Source organism: Variovorax sp. CCNWLW186 (assembly GCF_037203865.1).
Lineage (GTDB): Bacteria > Pseudomonadota > Gammaproteobacteria > Burkholderiales > Burkholderiaceae_C > Variovorax.
Genome location: NZ_JBBCBO010000003.1, coordinates 256,855 through 274,995, shown reverse-complemented (window position 1 = coordinate 274,995; position 18,141 = coordinate 256,855). Strand labels below are relative to the sequence as shown.

Annotated in this window: 18 protein-coding genes; 15 read left to right on the top strand and 3 right to left on the bottom strand. The window is 67.3% G+C overall.

The features are described 5' to 3' along the window. Window positions 1-76: 76 nt before the first annotated feature. The 8 genes from V9K97_RS05570 to V9K97_RS05535 all read left to right on the top strand — a co-directional run bounded on the left by V9K97_RS05570 (window position 77) and on the right by V9K97_RS05535 (window position 8,574). Entirely contained in the window at window positions 77-880 is an 804-nt protein-coding gene (locus V9K97_RS05570; RefSeq protein WP_337298370.1) for an alpha/beta fold hydrolase, read from the top strand. Continuing rightward, window positions 877-2,061, top strand: a complete 1,185-nt coding sequence (locus V9K97_RS05565) for an ABC transporter substrate-binding protein (RefSeq protein WP_337316840.1) — start codon at window positions 877-879, stop codon at window positions 2,059-2,061. The genes V9K97_RS05570 and V9K97_RS05565 overlap by 4 nt, the downstream gene beginning before the upstream one ends. Before the next feature lie 160 nt (window positions 2,062-2,221). Next, window positions 2,222-3,094: a branched-chain amino acid ABC transporter permease gene (locus V9K97_RS05560; protein WP_258503236.1), complete on the top strand. Its 873-nt coding sequence runs from the start codon at window positions 2,222-2,224 to the stop codon at window positions 3,092-3,094. Then, on the top strand, window positions 3,091-4,065 hold the full coding sequence (locus tag V9K97_RS05555; RefSeq protein ID WP_337316838.1) for a branched-chain amino acid ABC transporter permease: 975 nt from the start codon (window positions 3,091-3,093) through the stop codon (window positions 4,063-4,065). The genes V9K97_RS05560 and V9K97_RS05555 overlap by 4 nt, the downstream gene beginning before the upstream one ends. 124 nt (window positions 4,066-4,189) lie before the next feature. Beyond that, window positions 4,190-4,942 carry an ABC transporter ATP-binding protein gene (locus V9K97_RS05550; RefSeq protein WP_337316836.1) on the top strand — a complete coding sequence of 251 codons (753 nt, stop codon included), beginning with the start codon at window positions 4,190-4,192 and terminating at the stop codon, window positions 4,940-4,942. Further along, window positions 4,942-5,643 carry an ABC transporter ATP-binding protein gene (locus tag V9K97_RS05545; RefSeq protein WP_126746614.1) on the top strand — a complete coding sequence of 234 codons (702 nt, stop codon included), beginning with the start codon at window positions 4,942-4,944 and terminating at the stop codon, window positions 5,641-5,643. Before V9K97_RS05550 ends, V9K97_RS05545 begins: the two co-directional genes overlap by 1 nt. A gap of 27 nt (window positions 5,644-5,670) precedes the next feature. Then, entirely contained in the window at window positions 5,671-6,549 is an 879-nt protein-coding gene (locus V9K97_RS05540) for a helix-turn-helix domain-containing protein (protein ID WP_012745247.1), read from the top strand. A 105-nt stretch (window positions 6,550-6,654) separates the two neighbouring features. Next, entirely contained in the window at window positions 6,655-8,574 is a 1,920-nt protein-coding gene (locus tag V9K97_RS05535) for a tannase/feruloyl esterase family alpha/beta hydrolase (protein ID WP_337316830.1), read from the top strand. A 4-nt stretch (window positions 8,575-8,578) separates the two neighbouring features. Here the strand turns inward: V9K97_RS05535 and V9K97_RS05530 are convergent, their stop codons facing one another. Further along, a complete protein-coding gene (locus tag V9K97_RS05530) occupies window positions 8,579-9,490 on the bottom strand; it encodes a LysR family transcriptional regulator (RefSeq protein WP_337316828.1) in 912 nt (303 codons plus the stop codon). Between the two features lie 106 nt (window positions 9,491-9,596). Between V9K97_RS05530 and V9K97_RS05525 the strand changes: the two genes are divergently transcribed. Beyond that, window positions 9,597-10,340 carry an SDR family NAD(P)-dependent oxidoreductase gene (locus V9K97_RS05525; protein ID WP_258503224.1) on the top strand — a complete coding sequence of 248 codons (744 nt, stop codon included), beginning with the start codon at window positions 9,597-9,599 and terminating at the stop codon, window positions 10,338-10,340. 31 nt (window positions 10,341-10,371) lie between these two features. After that, window positions 10,372-10,596 (top strand): tautomerase family protein, encoded by a 225-nt coding sequence (locus tag V9K97_RS05520; RefSeq protein ID WP_337298363.1) that lies wholly within the window; start codon window positions 10,372-10,374, stop codon window positions 10,594-10,596. A 27-nt stretch (window positions 10,597-10,623) separates the two neighbouring features. On the opposite strand, the gene V9K97_RS05515 is transcribed toward V9K97_RS05520, so the two are convergent. Then, a complete protein-coding gene (locus tag V9K97_RS05515) occupies window positions 10,624-11,331 on the bottom strand; it encodes a Crp/Fnr family transcriptional regulator (RefSeq protein ID WP_337316825.1) in 708 nt (235 codons plus the stop codon). Between the two features lie 145 nt (window positions 11,332-11,476). On the opposite strand from V9K97_RS05515, the gene V9K97_RS05510 reads away from it, so the two are divergent. The 4 genes from V9K97_RS05510 to V9K97_RS05495 are packed head-to-tail and all read left to right on the top strand — an operon-like array spanning window position 11,477 to window position 16,230. Then, window positions 11,477-12,400: a 3-keto-5-aminohexanoate cleavage protein gene (locus tag V9K97_RS05510; RefSeq protein ID WP_337316823.1), complete on the top strand. Its 924-nt coding sequence runs from the start codon at window positions 11,477-11,479 to the stop codon at window positions 12,398-12,400. Between the two features lie 60 nt (window positions 12,401-12,460). Next, complete coding sequence (locus V9K97_RS05505; RefSeq protein ID WP_337316822.1) at window positions 12,461-13,453, top strand: Bug family tripartite tricarboxylate transporter substrate binding protein; 993 nt, start codon at window positions 12,461-12,463, stop codon at window positions 13,451-13,453. Between the two features lie 10 nt (window positions 13,454-13,463). Then, a complete protein-coding gene (locus V9K97_RS05500) occupies window positions 13,464-14,423 on the top strand; it encodes a 3-hydroxyacyl-CoA dehydrogenase NAD-binding domain-containing protein (protein ID WP_337316820.1) in 960 nt (319 codons plus the stop codon). Window position 14,424: 1 nt separating this feature from the next. Next, the gene (locus V9K97_RS05495; RefSeq protein ID WP_337316818.1) at window positions 14,425-16,230 is read left to right on the top strand and encodes a feruloyl-CoA synthase; all 1,806 of its coding nucleotides are present in this window, start codon (window positions 14,425-14,427) and stop codon (window positions 16,228-16,230) included. A gap of 4 nt (window positions 16,231-16,234) precedes the next feature. Here the strand turns inward: V9K97_RS05495 and V9K97_RS05490 are convergent, their stop codons facing one another. Beyond that, entirely contained in the window at window positions 16,235-17,581 is a 1,347-nt protein-coding gene (locus V9K97_RS05490) for a hypothetical protein (RefSeq protein WP_337316815.1), read from the bottom strand. Window positions 17,582-17,665: 84 nt separating this feature from the next. On the opposite strand from V9K97_RS05490, the gene V9K97_RS05485 reads away from it, so the two are divergent. Further along, a complete protein-coding gene (locus V9K97_RS05485) occupies window positions 17,666-18,088 on the top strand; it encodes a hotdog fold thioesterase (protein ID WP_337316813.1) in 423 nt (140 codons plus the stop codon). The last annotated feature ends 53 nt before the right edge of the window (window positions 18,089-18,141 follow it).

Sequence of the window (18,141 nt, the reverse complement as noted above, 5' to 3'; positions counted from 1 at the left end):
TTTGCAAAGGCATGGCCTCTACCAGCGCCGCGAGCCCCCATCCCCACCTTCCCCCAGCGGGGGAAGGAGCAACGCGATGAGCACCGACTTCGCCACCATTGAATGGCGCAACCGCGCGGTGCGCATCGAGTGCCAATGGATCGCCCCCGAACGCAGCAATGCCCCCCTCATCGTCTTCCTCCACGAAGGCCTCGGCTCCGTCGCCATGTGGAAGGACTTTCCCGCACAGGTCTGCAAAGCCGCCAACGCCCGCGGCCTGGTGTTCTCCCGCCCCGGCTACGGCCGCTCCACGCCGCGTGAAGAAAACGAAATCTGGGACGTCGACTTCATGCACCGCCAGGCGCACGAAGTGCTGCCCGCCCTCTTCGCCGTACTGCAGCTCGGCGATGAAAAGCCCTGGCTCTTCGGCCACAGCGACGGCGGCTCGATCAGCTTGCTGTATGCCTCGCGCTTTCCCGACAAGGTGCAGGGCCTCGTCGTCCTGGCGCCGCACATCTTCGTGGAAGACGTGACCGTCGCGAACATCGAGCAGGCCCGCACCGCGTACCTTTCCACCGACCTGCCGAAGAAGCTCGGCCGCTACCACGACAGCGCCGATTCGGCCTTCTGGGGCTGGAACCGCATCTGGCTGCATCCGCCGTTTCGCGAATGGAACATCGAGGCCGAGCTCGACGCCGTCCGCTGCCCGGTGCTGGCCATCCAGGGTATCGACGACGAGTACGGCACGCTCGCGCAAGTCCACGGCATCGCGGCGCGCGTCAGTGGATGCGAGCTGCTCGAAATCCCTGAATGCGGGCATTCCCCGCATCGCGATCAGCCGGATCGTGTCATCGTCGCGACCACTTCTTTCATTACCAAAAACAGGAGACAAACACCATGACCCCACTCACCCCGGTTCGCACCGCCCGCCTCGCGCTCACCGCGATTGCATTCGCCGCACTGGCATCCGCCGCCGGCGCCCAGGGCACCGGCAAACTCAAGGTCGGGCTGATGCTGCCCTACAGCGGCACCTTCACCGCGCTGGGCGTGGCCATCGAGAACGGCTTCAAGCTCTACGTCGAGGAACAGGGCGGCAAGCTCGCGGGCCGCGAGATCGAGTTCTTCAAGGTCGACGACGAGTCCGATCCGGCCAAGGCCACCGACAACGTCAACAAGCTCATCAAGCGCGACAACGTCGACGTGATCGTGGGCACCGTGCACTCCGGCGTCGCCATGGCCATGGCCAAGGCCGCAAAGGAAAGCGGCACCGTGCTCATCGTGCCCAACGCGGGTGCCGACGCGGTCACCGGTCCGATGTGCGCGCCCAACATCTTCCGCAGCTCGTTCAGCAACTGGCAGCCGGCCTACGCCATGGGCGAAGTGGCCGCCAAGCAGCAGGGCAAGAAGAAGGTCATGACCATCACCTGGAAGTACGCGGCCGGTGAGGAGTCGGTCAACGGCTTCAAGGAAGGCCTCGAGAAGGCCGGCGGCAAGGTCGACAAGCAGCTCACGCTGCCGTTCCCCAATGTCGAGTTCCAGGCCCTGCTGACCGAGATTGCCGCGGCCAAGCCTGATGCGGTGTATGCCTTCTTCGCGGGCGGCGGCGCGGTGAAGTTCGTCAAGGACTACCAGGCCGCCGGCCTCAACAAGACGATTCCGCTCTACGGGCCGGGCTTCCTGACCGACGGCACGCTCGACGCGCAGGGCGAAGCGGCGCAGGGCATGCTGACCACGCTGCACTACGCGGATGGCCTGAACACGGCGCGCGACAACGCGTTCCGCGTGGCGTATGCCAAGTCGTTCAAGCTGCAGCCCGACGTGTATGCGGTGCAGGGTTATGACGCGGCGCAGATGCTGGGCGTGGGCCTGGCTGCCACCAAGGGCGACATCGGCAAGAAGGCCGAGTTCACGGCGGCCATCGAGAAGGCCAAGATCGACAGCCCGCGCGGCGCGTTCACGATGAGCAAGTCGCACAACCCGGTGCAGGACATCTACCTGCGCAAGGTGGAAGGCAAGGAGAACCGGCTGGTGAGCATTGCGGCCAAGGGGCTGGCCGACCCGGCCCGAGGCTGCAGGATGTGATCAACCCACCCCCGTCCCTCGCTCACTTCGTGTAGCTCGACTCCCCCCTCAAGGGGGCGACACCAGCGGCCCGGCAAAGCCGGTTCCGCGGTGTCCCCCGAACATCGCGGGCGCTGCGCGCCTCGCTCCTTCTCCAGCCCCTCTACCGGGATGATCTAACGTGGATTTCGGCACCTTTCTTGTCCAGTGCCTGAACTCGGTTCAGTACGGACTCCTGCTCTTCCTGGTGGCCTCGGGGCTCACGCTGATCTTCGGGATCATGGGCGTGATCAACCTGGCTCACGGCAGCTTCTACATGATCGGCGCGTACATGGCGTTCACGCTCGCGCCGCTGTTCGGGGACCAGTTTCTGCTGATGCTGGTGGCCGGCGTGGTGCTGGCGGCCATCTTCGGCTACGTGCTCGAATGGGCCTTCTTCAGCTACCTTTACCAGCGCGACCACTTGCAGCAGGTGCTCATGACCTACGGGCTGATCCTGGTGTTCGAGGAGCTGCGCTCCATTCTGGTGGGCAACGATGTGCACGGGGTCAAGGTGCCGGCGTGGCTGGACGGCAGCTTTGCGCTTGGCAACGTCATGAGCTACCCGTGGTACCGGCTCTTCGCCTCGGCCGCCTGCATCGTGCTGGCGGTGGCGCTGTACTGGGTGGTGAACCGCACGCGGCTGGGCATGATGATCCGCGCCGGCGCGAGCAACCGCGACATGGTGCGCGGCCTGGGCATCGACGTGAAGCGTCTCTACCGCATCGTGTTTGCGGCGGGCGTGGCGCTTGCGGCGCTGGCCGGAATGATCGCGGCGCCGATGTCGTCGGTGTATCCGAACATGGGCGCGAGCGTGCTCATCATCTGCTTCGTGCTGGTGGTGATCGGCGGCATCGGCTCGATCACCGGCGCGCTGCTGGCGTCGCTGCTGGTGGGCTTTGTCGACACCTTCGGCAAGGTGTTCTTCGCGGACCTTGCCGGCATCGGCATCTACCTGCTGATGGCCATCGTGCTGATCTGGAAGCCTGAAGGGCTGATGGGGAGGCGGCCATGACGCAGGCGCACACTTCTTCCATGCGGCGCGGCGCGTTTCTCGTGCCGGTGATCTGCGCCGTTGCCATCGCCGTGCTGGGCCCGCTCATGGGCAACTACGTGTCGGACTTCGTCGTCAAGGTCATGATCCTGTCGATCTTCGCGCTGAGCCTCGAACTGCTGGTCGGCATGACCGGCCTCGTGAGCCTGGGCCATGCGGCGTTCTACGGTATCGGCGCGTATGTCACGGTGCTGGCCTCAGGCAACGAGGGCGGCAACCTCGCTTTGCTGCTGCCCGCGGCCATGGGTGCCGCTGCGCTCTATGCATTGTTCGTGGGCGCGCTCAGCCTGCGCACGCGCGGCGTGTACTTCATCATGGTGACGCTGGCCTTCGCGCAGATGGCCTTCTTCGTGTTCCACGACACCAAGGTGGGCGGCGGCAGCGACGGCATCTACATGTATGTGCGCCCGGCCATCGGCAAGCTCGACATGGAAAACCGCATGGTGCTGTTCTACGTGGTGCTCGCATCGCTGGTGTTCACCTACGGGCTCCTCGCCCTGGTTCGACGCTCGCGCTTCGGCGCAGCGCTCGCGGGCATTCGCGTGAACGAGCAGCGCATGCGCGCGGCGGGATTCCCGGTGTATGGCTACAAGCTTGCGGCCTTCGTGCTGGCGGGTGCGCTCGCCGGGCTCGCTGGCTTTCTGCTGGCCTCGCGCGACGGCGTGGTCAACCCCGAGCTGATGGCATGGCACAACTCGGGCGAGGTGCTGCTGATGGTGATCCTCGGCGGCCTCGGCCATTTGCGCGGCGCGGTCATCGGTGCCGTTGCGTTCACGCTGCTGAAGGAGATCTTCTCGACGCATGCGGTGATGGGGCCGCTCGCAGACCATTGGCAGTTGACGCTGGGGATCGCGATCATCGTGTTCGTGGCGCTATTGCCGAAGGGGCTGATCGGCCTTGCGAAGCGGCTGTCGCCGAAGGGGGCTGCATGACCCGCCTTCTGTCTTTCTACCTCCCCTTCCGGGGGAGGGCCGGGGTGGGGGCACGCGGCGCCACCGTCGAGCGCTCTGCCTGCCCCCATCCCAACCTTCCCCCGGAAGGGGAAGGAGCAACACCATGAACGCCACCGCCCTTCTTTCCGTTCAAGGCCTCACCCGCCGCTTCGGTGGCCTCACCGCCGTGAACGCCGTCACCCTCGACCTGCACGTCGGCGAAGTCCATGCAGTCATCGGCACCAACGGCGCGGGCAAGTCGACGCTCATCAACATGCTCTCGGGCGAGATCGAGGCCTCCGAAGGCCGCATCACGCTCGACGGCGCCGACGTGACGCAGCGCGCGCAATGGCGCCGTGCCCGCGCCGGCGTGGGACGCAGCTACCAGCGCACGACGATCTTCCCGGAGTTCAGCGTGCACGAGAACTGCCGGCTCGCAGCGCAGGCCGCCACGGCCCGGCCTTGGACGGTGTGGCAATCGTCGCAGCGCTGCGCAGCCAGCAATGCGGCGGCCGATGCGGCGCTGGAAGCGGCGGGCCTTTCGAACGAAGCCCAGCGCATTGCCGGCACGCTGAGCCATGGCGCGCAGCGCCAACTCGAAGTGGCGATGTGCCTTGCCACCAAGCCCCGCGTGCTGCTGCTCGACGAGCCGCTCGCGGGCATGGGCGCCGAGGAAACCGACCGCATGCTCACCCTGCTTGTGCGGCTGAAGGCCACGCACGCCATCCTGCTGGTGGAGCACGACATGGATGCGGTGTTCCGCGTTGCCGACCGCATCACCGTGATGGTGAACGGCACGGTGATCGCCACGGGCGACCCTCTGTCGATCCGCGAGAACCCAGAAGTGCGAACCGCCTACCTCGGAGAGGACCACTGATGCTCGTCGTCCGCGATCTCAACACCTACTACGGCAACAGCCACATCCTGCGCGGCGTGCACGCCGGCATACCCGCCGCCACGTCGGTGGGCCTGCTCGGGCGCAACGGCATGGGCAAGACCACGCTCATCCGCAGCATGATGGGCTACGTGCGTCCGGCCTCGGGCGAAGTGCAGGTCGACGGCCGCACCGTGACCGGCTGGCCGCCCGAAAAAATGGCGCGCCTGGGCATCGGCTATGTGCCCGAAGGCCGCGGCATCTTCCCGAACCTCTCGGTACGCGAGAACCTCGTGATGAGCGAGCGAGCGGGCATCGACGGCCGCCGCGCCTGGACCTTCGACCGAGTGATGGCCACCTTTCCGCGGCTGGCCGAGCGGCTCTCGCATGGCGGCCAGCAGCTCTCTGGCGGCGAGCAGCAGATGCTTTCCATCGGCCGCGCGCTCATGACCAACCCGCGCCTGCTGATCCTCGATGAAGCCACCGAAGGGCTCGCACCGCTGATCGTGGCCGAGATCTGGCGCGTGATCGGCGAGATCCGCGCAACCGGCATCGCCACGCTCATCGTCGACCGCGACTACCGCAAGGTGCTTGCACACACCGATCTTGCCGTGGTCATGGAAAAGGGCCAGATCGTGCGGCATGGGGCATCGGCCGACTTGCTGGCAGAGCCGAAGGCGCTCGAGGAACTGCTGGGCGTGTAGAGCGGGATGTAGAAGGAGCGCATGGCGATGGCACGCGAGATCAGCCTCCTCGACCTTTCGGGCAAGCCCGTGCGGTTCGACGGCAGGATGCTGATGAACGCGGCCGCCACGCCATGGCAGGGCTTTGCGCTGGAGGTGCGCGCCATGCACGGCGACGGCGAAAACCCGGCCTGCTACAACCCCCATCCGCTGCTCGCCTTCTGCATGCGCGGCCATGTGAAGTCCGCAATGACCACAGGGCGACGCACCAGCCACGTCGAGAGCCGGCCCGGCAGCGTGTGCATCTTCGACCAGGGCTACGAGGTCGACCGCGTGACGTGGTCCGGCCAGTGCGACGAAGTGATCGCGCTGGAGATCCGCCCCGAAACCCTGCGCAGCCTGATGCCCGAGAGCGATGGCGAGCTGCACCTGCAGACGCACCTCTCGACCACCGACGCCACGCTGACCTCGCTTGCCATTGCCATGCGCGACGAAGTGGAGCGCGGCTGCACGTCGGGCCGCATGCATGCGCAGGGCCTGTCCATGGCATTGGTGAGCTATCTGCAAAGCCGCTACGGCGGCGCGCGCAACGCGAAGCGCGCGCCGGGGCGGCTTTCGCAGGCGGACCTGCGCAGGGTGTACGACTGGGTGATGCAGCACCTGGGCGAAGACTTCGGCATCGATGAACTCGCGGCCGAGCTGAACATGAGCGCGGTGCACTTCACGCGCCTCTTCAGGGCCAGCACCGGCTCGACGCCGTACCGCTATGTGATGGAGCAGCGCGTGCGCCACGCACTCACGCTGCTGGAAGGCCGGTTGTCGCTGGCCGAGATCGCGCACACGGTCGGCTTCTCGAGCCAGGCGCACTTCACGCAGGTGTTCAAGCAGCTGGTCGGCACCACGCCCGCGCGCGCACGGCTCGGGTAAGTCCCGGTGCGAGGTGAACGGATCCCGCAAGCGATGATCGCTTGTCGATAGACCGGAACGCAGGCGAAAGGCAAATTCGATCTCCACACAACAGGAGACAAGAAGATGCCCCGAACGACCCTGCGCACCGGACAAAACACGCGCACCCCTTCGCGCAACGCACCCTCGGCGTTGGCCGCCCTGTGCATGGGCATGTGCGCCGCCGCGGCGCTCACGGCCTGCGGCGGCAGCGGCTCCTCGGGGCCCTCGCTGCCGTTCATTCCCACATTGCCGCCGCCCGCCGGCCCCGCAACGCCCACCGCGCTGGCCTGCGACGAAAGCCTGAAGACCGCCTTCAAGCCCGATGCGAACACCACCGTCACCGTGGTGAAGCAGTTCAAGCAAGGCGATGACCTGAACCTGGACGGCAAGGCCTCGGGCACCGTGGCGGCCAACGACGTGTGCATGGTCAAGCTCAACGTCGGGCCGGGCAACGCAGGGCCGGCCGATGCGCCGTCCACCTCGCCGGGCATCGGCATCGAGGTGTGGCTGCCGACGACGGCCAAATGGAACAATCGCCTGCGCGTGCTCGGCGGCGGCGGCTTCGTGGGCGATGCGGGCATCAGCGCCAAAACGCAGATCGGCGGCGCCGGCGCGGCCGCCATTGCGGCGGGCGAAGGTTCGGTGAGCGCAGTCACCGATGCAGGACATGCATCGAAATTGCCCATCGGCGCGGTGGACGGCTCTTTTGCAATGAACCCCGACGGCACCATCAACACCACGCTTTGGACGGACTTTGCGAGCCGCGGCATCCACGAAATGGCCGTGAAAGCCAAGGCGCTCGCGGCCGGCTTCTACCAGCGCGACGCAAAGTACGCCTATTGGGACGGCTGCTCCACCGGCGGCCGCCAGGGCCACATGCAGGCGCAAGTGAACCCCGACGACTTCGACGGCATCCTCGCAGGCAACAGCGCGATCAACTGGACCACCTTCATCACCGCCGAGCTGTACCCGCAGATCGTGATGCAGCGCGACCTGGGCGGCACGCCGCTCACGCCAGACCAGATGACGCTGGTGTCGTCCGCCGCGGTGAGTGCCTGCGACAGCACGCTCACCGGACAGCACGAAGGCTTCATCAGCGACCCCGCCGCCTGCAAGTACGACCCCACGCAGGACACCGCCGTGCTGTGCACCGGCAGCGGCGGCAGCAATACCACCGCCGCCTGCCTGACGACCGTGCAGGCACAAGCCGTCAACAAGATCTGGTACGGCCAGACGCGCGACGGCAGCGCACCGGCACCTGCGAGCGACGTGGGCTACGGCGCTACGCTGGCCTCGGGCCAGCTCTGGTACGGCCTCACGCGCGGCACCGCGCTCAACAGCCCCGGCATGCCGGGGTTCTCGCTCGCGGATTCCACGGGCGGCGTGCCCAACCCGTTTCCGATTGCAGCACATCAGGTGGCGCTCAACCTGCAAGACCCGACGATTGCGACGCCCGATTTCATCAATGCAACAGGCAACGGCGCGAACAACTGGAAGGCGCTGTCGTATGCGCAACTGGCCAACGCCAGCGATCGCGGCAAGGCGCTGCAAGCGGCCTTCGCGAACATCAATGCCGACAACCCCGACCTGGCCAGGTTCCGCGACCGCGGCGCCAAGCTGCTGACGTACCACGGCCTGGCCGACCAGCTGATTCCTAACTCGGGCACGGCCAACTACTACGAGCGCGCGGCCAAGGCGATGGGCGGCATCGACGAGACGCAGAAGTTCTACCGCTACCTCGAGATCCCGGCGATGGGGCATTGCGCGGGCGTAGGCTCGGTCAACGGCCTGGCCGGCGTCAGCCCTGCGGCCAACCCTCCGCTGCCGGCACCGAACCAGTTGTTCGCCGCGTTGACCGATTGGGTCGAGAAAGGCGTGGCGCCCGACAACCTGGTGCTGCAGAACGCCGACCAATCGCTGGCACGGCCCCTGTGCACCTATCCGAAGAAGCTTGCGTACCTTGGCGGCGACGTAAAGGCGGCGGCCAGCTTCGCCTGCCGCTGAGCCTTCACCCCAGCCGCTGCGCCATGAGGAAGTCGATGAACACCCGCATGCGCAGCGGCACGTGGCGCCCGTCCGGGTACAGCAGCGTATAGGGGCGCGAGCGGCCCGCAAAGGGCTTCAGCACTTCGACGAGCGTGCCGTCGGCCAGCTCTTTTTCCACGACGAAGCGGTAGGTCTGGAACAACCCGGCGTCGCTCTTGGCAAGGGTGACGCCGCCGAGCACGTCGTCGGAGCAGCTGTAGGCGCTGTCCGCGAAAACCTCGCGATCCTTGCCGTTTTCCTTGAAGAGCCACGAGATGCGGCGGCCGCTGCTGGGCAGCTCGAACTGGACGCACTCGTGCACGGCAAGGTCGCTCAGCGTGCGCGGCGTGCCGGCCTTCTTCAGGTACTTGCGGGTGGCGACCACCACCAGGTCTGCATCTTCCAGGTGCCGCGCGATCAGCGTGGAGTCGGGCTGGGCGCGCACGCGCACGGCCATGTCATAGCCCTCTTCCACGAAATCGATGTTGCGGTTGCTCAGGTGCACGTGCAGCCGGATGTCGGGAAAGCGTTCGCGGAACCCCGGCAGCAGCGGCAGGATGCGGTGGTGGCCGTAGGTGGTGGGCACGCTGATGCGCAGCGTGCCCGAAGGCAGCGCCTGCTGGCCCATCACCTCGCGCTCGGCATCGGCAAGCTGCGCCAGCGCCTGCTGGCACTGCGCGAAGTAGGTGCGGCCCGCATCGGTGAGCCGCACGCTGCGCGTGGTGCGCACGAACAGGCGCAGCCCCAGCCGCTTTTCGAGCCGTGAGATCGAGCGGCTCACGGCCGCCGGTGTCACGCCCGCCGCGAGCGCCGCCGACGTGAAGCCGCCCGTCTCCGCTGCAAGGCAGAAGAGTTCGATGCTGCCCAGGAGGATGTCGCCGAACTGCCGCTGCATGGTTTGATTACCCCATGTATCAATTGAAGTGCGAGTCTAGTGATTTATCTATGTCTGCGTCATCAATACAGTTCTCCCCACGTCATCAACTTCTGGAGAACCCGACATGCAAGACAGCAGCACTTCATCCACGGTCGTCATCACCGGCGCCTCGAGCGGCATCGGGCTGGGCCTGGCCGAGGCCTACCTCGAACGCGGCTTCAACGTGGTCGCCAATGCACGCACCGACGAGCGGCTCGCGGCCGCGGCAAAGCAGCTCGGCAACCCGGCACGCTTTCTCGGCGTCGCCGGCGACATCGGCCAGCGCGCGACCGCGCAGCAGCTCATCGACCGCGCCGTGGAGCGCTTCGGTCAGGTCGACGTGCTCATCAACAACGCAGGCATCTTCAACGCCAAGCCGTTCGTCGAGTACACAGCGGAAGAGCTCGACCAGCTGGTGGCCACCAACCTCAAGGGCTTCGTCTACGCCTCGCAGGCCGCCGCGAAGCACATGGTCGCGCGCCGCCGGGGCCACATCGTGAACATCACCGCGAGCATCGCGCTGCAGCCGAACCAGCAGGTGCCGGCCGCGTTGCCGGTGCTGATCAAGGGCGGCATCAACGCCGCGACGCGCGCGCTGGCGCTCGAACTCGCGCCGCACAACGTCAAGGTGAATGCGGTGGCGCCCGGCATCGTCGACACGCCGCTGTACACGCCTGAGCAGCACGGCTTCCTGAACGGCCTCTCGCCCGCCGGCCGCATTGCGACCGTGCGCGAAATCGCCGACGCCGTGCTCTACCTCACGAGCGCCGATTTCACGACGGGCGTGGTGCTGCCGGTGGACGGCGGCATGAGCACGGGCAAGTGGTAATCACACCATTCATTCATCCAAGGAGCACACCATGCCTTTCATCAACCTGAAGATCACCCGCGACGGCGTGACGCGCGAACAGAAGACCCAGGTCATCCGTGAGTTCACGGAAACGCTTGAACGCGTGCTGAACAAGCCGCCCGAGTGGACGCACATCGTGATCGAAGAGATCGACACCGACGACTGGGGCTTTGCGGGCCTGACGACGACGGAGTTCCGCAAGCGGCTGGCGGAAAAGGCGAAGCCGGCGAAATGAAGGGCACACAGGCGCGGCTCGCCGCGCCTATTCGATGAAGCGCCGCAGCCCTTCCAGGTCGATCACGGTGATCCCCCCGTATTCGATCCGCAGGAAGCCCGCCTCCTTCAGCCGGTTCAGTGCCGCATTGCACCGCTGCCGCGACACCCCCGAGAGATTCGCGATCTCTTCCTGCGAGGTCTGCAGATGCAGCTCGCTGCCCGGGTACAGCCACGGATGGAACAGCCCCGCCAGCGCGCGAGCCACCTGGCTGTCGGCATCGAGCAGCCGGTGCGCCGCGTAGTTGCCCATGAACCAGTGCAGCCGCTCGTTGAGTTGCTGCAGCAGAAAGTGATCGAAGCCGCGCTGCGTGCGGTGCAGCCACTCGAAAGTCTCCAGCGGGAGCTGGGCCACGCGGCTGGGCCGCAGTGCAATCACGTCGGCCGAGCGCGGGGCGGCGCGCAGCAGCGTGCCTTCGCCGAACCAGCAGCCGACCGAGAGCCCGCCGAAGGTGACCGAGCGGCCGTCGCTGGAGGTGATCGACCACTTGAGCAGGCCTTCGAGCGTGCCGTACCAGTGCAGCGGCGTATCGCCGCGGCGGCACAGCGCGGCGCCGGCTGCGACTTGGACTTCGCGCATCTCGTCGAGCACGCGCTCGCGCGCCGCTTCGTCGAGCAGCGGAAACCAGGCCGAGCGCTGAAGCAGCTGCTCGATCGTGAGCGATGCCGCCTTGATGGCCGGCTTCGTCGTGGACATGAAAAGAAAGCTCCTGATGGCGTGGAAAGGGGGCCGCGCCGCGTAAACCCTGACTCCAAATGTCGTCGCAATGACTGAGTGTGCCTGCGCCTCCAAAAAATAATAGCGCGCCCCTCATGAACGAAGACACCAGGAGACCCGGAGCATGTCGTCGAAGCGCAAAGTGATCGTGACCATCGCCCCCACGGGCGGCATGGCGCACAAGTCGCAGAACCCGCACCTTCCCACCCAGCCGGCCGAAATCGCGGCCGACGTGCTGCGCTGCTGGAACGCCGGCGCCAGCGTGGCGGCCATCCACGCACGCCGCCCGGACGACGGCGCCACCTGCGATGCCGAGGTGTATCGCGACATCAACAGCCGCATTCGCGCGGGCGGCTGCGACATCGTCATCAACAACTCCACCGGCGGCGGTGTGCACGGCGACATGGTGAAGCCGCTGGCGGGCGACCGCTGGGAGATTGCGTGGGAAGAGCGCATCAAGGGCATGGACGCGGGCGCCGAGATGTGCACGCTGGACGCGACCACGCTCAACCTGAGCTTCGAGGGCAGACAGATCCTGATGGACACGCCCATTACCCGCGGCCGGGAACTCGCCGCCGGCATGAAGGCGCGCGGCATCAAGCCCGAGTGGGAGGTGTTCAGCCCCACCCACATCCTGCAGGACACGACCACGCTGATCGGCGAGGGCCATGACGACGAGCCCTACTTCATCAACCTGGTGATGAACGTGCACCGCAACTTCCAGAACGCGATGCCGTATTCGCCGCGCTTCCTGCAGATGATGGTCGACACCCTGCCCCGCGGCAGCATCTTCGGCGTGAGCGGCATCGGCACCTCGCAGCTCGAAGCGAACGTGGCGGCGCTGCTCCTGGGCGGGCATGCGCGCGTGGGGCTGGAGGACAACCTTTACTTCCGCCACGGCGAGCTCGCCACCAACGTGCAGCTCACCGAACGCATCGTGCGCGTTATCCATGAGCTCGACATGGAAGTGGCCACGCCGGCCGAAGCAAGGCAGATGATGGGACTGCCGCGCAGAGGCGGGCCGCGCCCCGAGTTCGCGCCGCGTTGAAGCGGCCGATCGACCCCGCAGAACCTTGCCAGAACCCGCCAGAAAAACAGGAGACATTCCATGAACAACCGCCGCCACTTCCTCCACACCCTGGGCGCAGCCACTGCGCTGGGTACCCTCTCGCCCTTGGCCGCGCTGGCCCAGGCGCTGGAGCAGGTCAAAATCTACTACGGCTTTCCGGCCGGCAGCTCGGGCGACAGCGTGGCGCGCCGCGTGGGCGAAAAGCTCGCGGGCTCGGCTTACACCCGCAACATGGCCGTGGTCGAGAACAAGCCGGGCGCGGGCGGCCGCATTGCACTGGAAACCCTGAAGAGCGCGCCGGCCGACGGCAGCGTGCTGGCGCTGTCGCCGTTCTCGTGCACCTCGATCTATCCGCACATCTACAGCAAGCTCAGCTACGACCCGAGCAAGGACTTCGTGCCGGTATCGATTGCCGCCGTCATGCACCACGGCCTGGCGGTCGGCCCGCTGGTGCCGCCCGATGTGCGCACGGTGAAAGACTTTCTCGCCTGGGCCAAGGCCAACCCGAACCAGGCCAGCTACGGCTCGCCGGCGGCCGGCTCCACGCCGCACTTCATCGGCGCGCTGCTGGGCCTGAACAACGGGGTCGACCTGAAGCACGTGCCCTACCGCGGTTCGATTCCCGGCGTGACCGACGTGGTGGGCGGGCAGATCGCCGCCATGGTTACCCCCAGCGGCGACTTCATTCCCAACCACAAGGCCGGCAAGCTGCGGCTGATCGCCACATCGGGCAAGGCGCGCTCGCCCTTCTCGCCGGAAGTGCCGACCTTTGCCGAACAGGGCTTCGGGGAGCTGACCACCGAGGAGTGGTTCGGCTTCTATGCACCAGCCAAAACGCCTGCCAGCGTGGTGGCCGCGGCCAATGCCGCGATCAATGCAGCCATCAAGGAAAAGGTGGTGACGGACAGCCTGGCCGTGGTCGGCCTGATTGCCCAGGGCTCCACGGCCGAGGAGATGGCACGTTCGCAGCGGGCCGAGGCGGAGCGCTGGGGGCCGCTGGTGAAGAAGATCGGCTTCACGGCGGATTCCTGAGGCGATGCGGATGGAACCGACTCTCCGACCTGCGGAAATCCCTCAGCGCGTGGCGGTGGTCGCCACCGGCGTCATCGGCGCCAGCTGGGCCGCCTTTTTCCTGGCGAAGGGCCTGGACGTGGAGGCCACCGATCCTTCGCCCGACGCCGAGGCGCGGCTGCGCGCCGCCGTGGCCGCGCACTGGCCGACGCTCGAACGCTTCGGCCTGGCCGCGGGCGCGTCGGCCGGGCGGCTGCGCTTTCAAGCGCGGCTTGAAGACGCGGTGGCGGAGGCCGACTTCGTCCAGGAGAGCGGCCCCGAGCGGCTGGATTTCAAGATCGACCTGTTCCGGCGCATGGACGAGGCCGCACCGGCCCACGCCATCCTGGCATCGAGCTCTTCGGGGCTGGCCATCAGCGCCGTGCAGGCCGAGTGCAAGCACCCGGAACGCGTGGTGCTGGGCCACCCGTTCAACCCGCCGCACCTGATTCCGCTGGTGGAAGTGGTGGGCGGCGAGCGCACTTCAGCCGAGACCATCGAACGCACGATGGCCTTCTATGCGGCCATCGGCAAGCGGCCGATCCACGTGAAGCGCGAGGTCAAGGGCCACATCGCCAACCGGCTGCAGGCCGCGCTCTGGCGCGAGGCATTTCACCTGGTCGACGAAGGCGTGGCCAGCGTGGCCGACATCGACACCGCCATTGCGCACGGCCCCGGCTTGCGCTGGGCCGTGATGGGCCCTTTCATGAACCTGCACCTCTCGGGTGGCGCGGGCGGCATCGAGCATGTGCTCGCCCATCTGGGCGGACCGATCGAGGACTGGTGGAAGGACCTCGGCGCGCCGTCGATGACGGAAGAGCTCAAAGAGAAGGTGGCCGAGGGCGTGGCCGAAGAACTGGGTTCGCGGCGCGTGGCCGACCTCGAAGCCGCCCGCGACATCCTGCTGTTGAACCTGATTCGCGCCAAAGCCGATACCGGCAAACTCGATTGACATGAACGACGACTTCCTCCTTGACGAGAGCCAGATCGCCCCGCCCCGCACAGTGCGCATCGACTTCGACGACGGCTCCTTCGCGCTGCGTTCGCCGATGGCGCTCAAGCCCTACGCGCGCTGCATCGGCGATTGGATCGAGCGCTGGGCGCGGGAAACGCCCGATGCGCTGGCTTTCGCGGAGCGCGACGAGAGCGGCGAAGGCTGGCGCAAGCTCGACTACCGCGCGCTGCGCCAGGCCGTGGGCGCGGTGGCACAGGCGCTGCTCGACCTGGAGCTGCCCGAGGGCAAGCCCATCGCGATCCTCTCGGACAACTCGATCGATCATGCCGTGCTGATGCTCGCAGCCATGCACATCGGGCGCACGGCCTGCTCGCTGTCGAGCGCTTATTCACGCATGGCCAAGGACCCGTCGCGGCTGCACGGCATGCTGCAGACGCTGCAACCGGCGCTGGTCTACGCATCGGACGCCAAGGTGTACGGCGGCGCGCTCGCAGGTTGCGGCGTGGAGGCGGTGCCGGTGTTCAGCCGCAATGCCGACGCACACGCGGGCGCCCTGCCCTTTGCGCGGTTGCTCGAGGCCAGCGAAACGCCGGCGGTGATGCAGGCCTACCAGGCCGTGCTGCCCGACACCCACGCCAAGTACCTGCTGACCTCGGGCTCCACCGGCAAGCCCAAGGTGGTGATCAACACCCATCGCATGCTGTGCGCCAACCAGCAGATGATGGCGCAGACCTGGCGCTTCCTCACGCAGGAAAAACCGGTGCTGGTCGACTGGCTGCCCTGGAGCCACACCTTCGGCGCCAACCACAACCTGAACATGGTGCTGTGCCACGGCGGCGCGCTCTACATCGACGAAGGCCGGCCTGCGCCGGGGCTCATCGAAAAGACCGTGCGCAACCTGCGCGAGGTGAAGCCCACGCTGCTGTTCAACGTGCCGCGCGGCTTCGACATGCTGCTGCCTTTTCTCGAAGCGGACGACGCGCTTGCCGCCGAGGTGTTCTCGCGCCTGCGGCTGGCCTTCTATGCGGCCGCGGCGCTCGCGCCGTCGACGTGGCAGCGGCTCGAAGCGGTGGCCAAGCGCGTGCGGCCCGAGCGGCCGCTGTGGCTCACCACCTCGTGGGGAGCGACCGAGACTTCGCCCGCCATCACCTCCGCGCACTGGAAGCTGGACGGCGCGGGCTGCATCGGCGCGCCGCTGCCGGGGCTGGAGCTCAAGTTCGTGCCCAACGGGCAGAAGCTCGAGATGCGCGTGAAGGGTGTCTCGGTGTTTCCGGGCTACCGCCATGCGCCGCGTGAAACGGCGGAGGCTTTCGACGACGAGGGCTACTACCGCATCGGCGATGCGGGCTACCTGGCCGATGCCGACCGGCCGGAGCGCGGCGTGGTCTTCAACGGCCGCGTGGCCGAAGACTTCAAGCTCTCGAGCGGCACCTGGGTATCGGTGGGTACCCTGCGCGTCAAGCTCGTTTCGATGCTGGCGCCCCATGCGCAAGACGTGGTGCTCACCGGCCATGACAGCGACGAGATCGGCATGCTGGTGTTTGCCGCTCCCCAGGCTGCGCCGCAGGCACTGGCCGCGCGAATTGCGGACGTGCTGCGCACCCTGCGTGATGAGGGCGCGGGATCTTCGCAGTGCCCCACGCGCGCGCTGGTGCTCACCGAGCCGCCGAGCCTCGATGCGGGCGAGATCACCGACAAGGGCTACATCAACCAGCGCGCAGTGCTCACGCGCCGCGCGGCGGACGTGGCACGGCTGCATGCCGGAGCCCACCACGACCTGCAGGTGATACGCCCGGGCGATTGAAACGTCAGCGTGCAGCCGCCGGTGGCCTGGTGGTCCGCGGCGGCGGGGCTTTTTTCTTCTTTGCGGGCTCTTCGGCGCCAAACAGCTTTTCCACCTGTTGCCCCACGCGCGCGCCGATGGCCGTGCCCACGCCCGGCAGCACCGCGGTGCCGACCGCGGCGCCGGCCAGCGCGCCGCCGGTCAGCGAAATCTCGGGATTGCTGGCGGTGCCGCCGATCTTGAGCGGCATGCCCACCACGCCGTCGACGATATCGACCGCCAGCTCGCCGTCCAGCTTGCGGTTGAAGAACCGCAGGTTGCCGCTGGCGGTGAGCACGCCCGAGCGCGCCTTGAGGTTGGTGTATCGCAGCACGATGCCGTCTTCGGTGCCCTGGGTGTCGAGGGTGCCGGTGAGCTCGTCGAGCGGCGTGGTGCCGCTGCGGTCGGTGCCGGCGGTGAGCACCGTCTTGGCCAGGTCCAGCCCTGTGAGCGTGGCGGGGCGCACCGAGAAGGTCGTGCGAGTGTGCAGGCTGCGAATCAGCGCGCCCAGTTCGTCGGCCTCGGCCACCAGCCGGGAATAGCCCGACACCTTGCCCGACACCGCGGTGCGCCGGCCGAAGGCTTGCACCAGGCCTTCCAGGTCGACCTGGCGCGGCTCGAGTTCGGCGGACAGGCGCAGCCTGTCGTCCGGCAGCGTTTCGAGCAGGGTGACGCCGTTCCACGTGCCGCCGCCCACATCGATGCGCGTGCGCCAGCGGTCCTGCGCGGCCGCTGCGCGATCAAGGCGAAGCCGGGCCGGGGGCGATGCGCCGGCTCGTTCAAGCCGTGCCTGGCGCGGGCGCCAGTTGGCGTCGAAGCTGATTTCGCCGTCGTAGGCCAGCGCAATGTCGCGCCGGTCGATCCAGACCACGTCGCGCCAGCGCAGCTTCTCCAGCGGCACCGGGGCCAGCGTCCAGGGCGCGGGCAGCGCGACGATATTGCCGCCGTCCTTCGGCTTGGGGCCCTTGCCGCGAAATGCGCGAAACGATTCACGCGGCAGCACCAGGCTTTCGATCTCGGCCTCGTCGACGGCAATCACCCGGCTCAGCAGCTCCCTGAGCTTGAGCTGCAGCGTGACGCGGCGCAGCGTGATCGGGCGGGGCTGGTCGGTAGACACATTGGAAAGCACGAGAACGGGTGCCGGCAGCAGCGCCCAATGCGCGCCGCCCACCTTCAGGCCGACGCCAAAGCGCTTCTCGAAGGCTTCGGAGATCCGGACGGCCACCTCTTCGTCGCTGGGCAAGCGGGTGCTCACCACCCACACGAGCGCCCCAGCCCCGAGCAGCAGCACCGCGGCAATGCCGGCAAGCCAGAGTCTGAGGGGGCGCTTCATCGCAGCAAGTTAGCACGCAAAGGAGACTGCCATTGTCAGCCGCCATCGCTATAGTTTCCAGCACATCCGTACTGGAGAAAACGAATGCGCATCTGGAAGAAAGAGATCTCGGTCGAAGAGCTGACCCGCAACCACATCGGCACCGCCGTTTCCACCCTGGGCATGGAATTTCTGGAGGTGGGCGACGACTTCATCCGCGCCCGAGTGCCGGTGGACGAGCGCACCCGCCAGCCCTACGGCATCCTGCACGGCGGGGTGTCGGTGGTGCTGGCCGAAACGCTGGGCTCTTGCGGCGCGCACTATTCGGCGCCGGAGGGCGACCGGGCCGTGGGCCTGGACATCAACGCCAACCACATCCGCTCGGCCACCAGCGGCTGGGTCACGGGCACGGCACGGCCGGTGCACCGCGGGCGCACCACGCAGGTGTGGCAGATCGACATGACCAACGACGCGGGCGACTTGACCTGCGTCTCGCGCATCACAATGGCGGTGCTGCCGCCGCGCTAGCGACAAGACAAGACGCACGCTCCGCTCGCGGGCGGCAACGGGCCGAAAAAGCG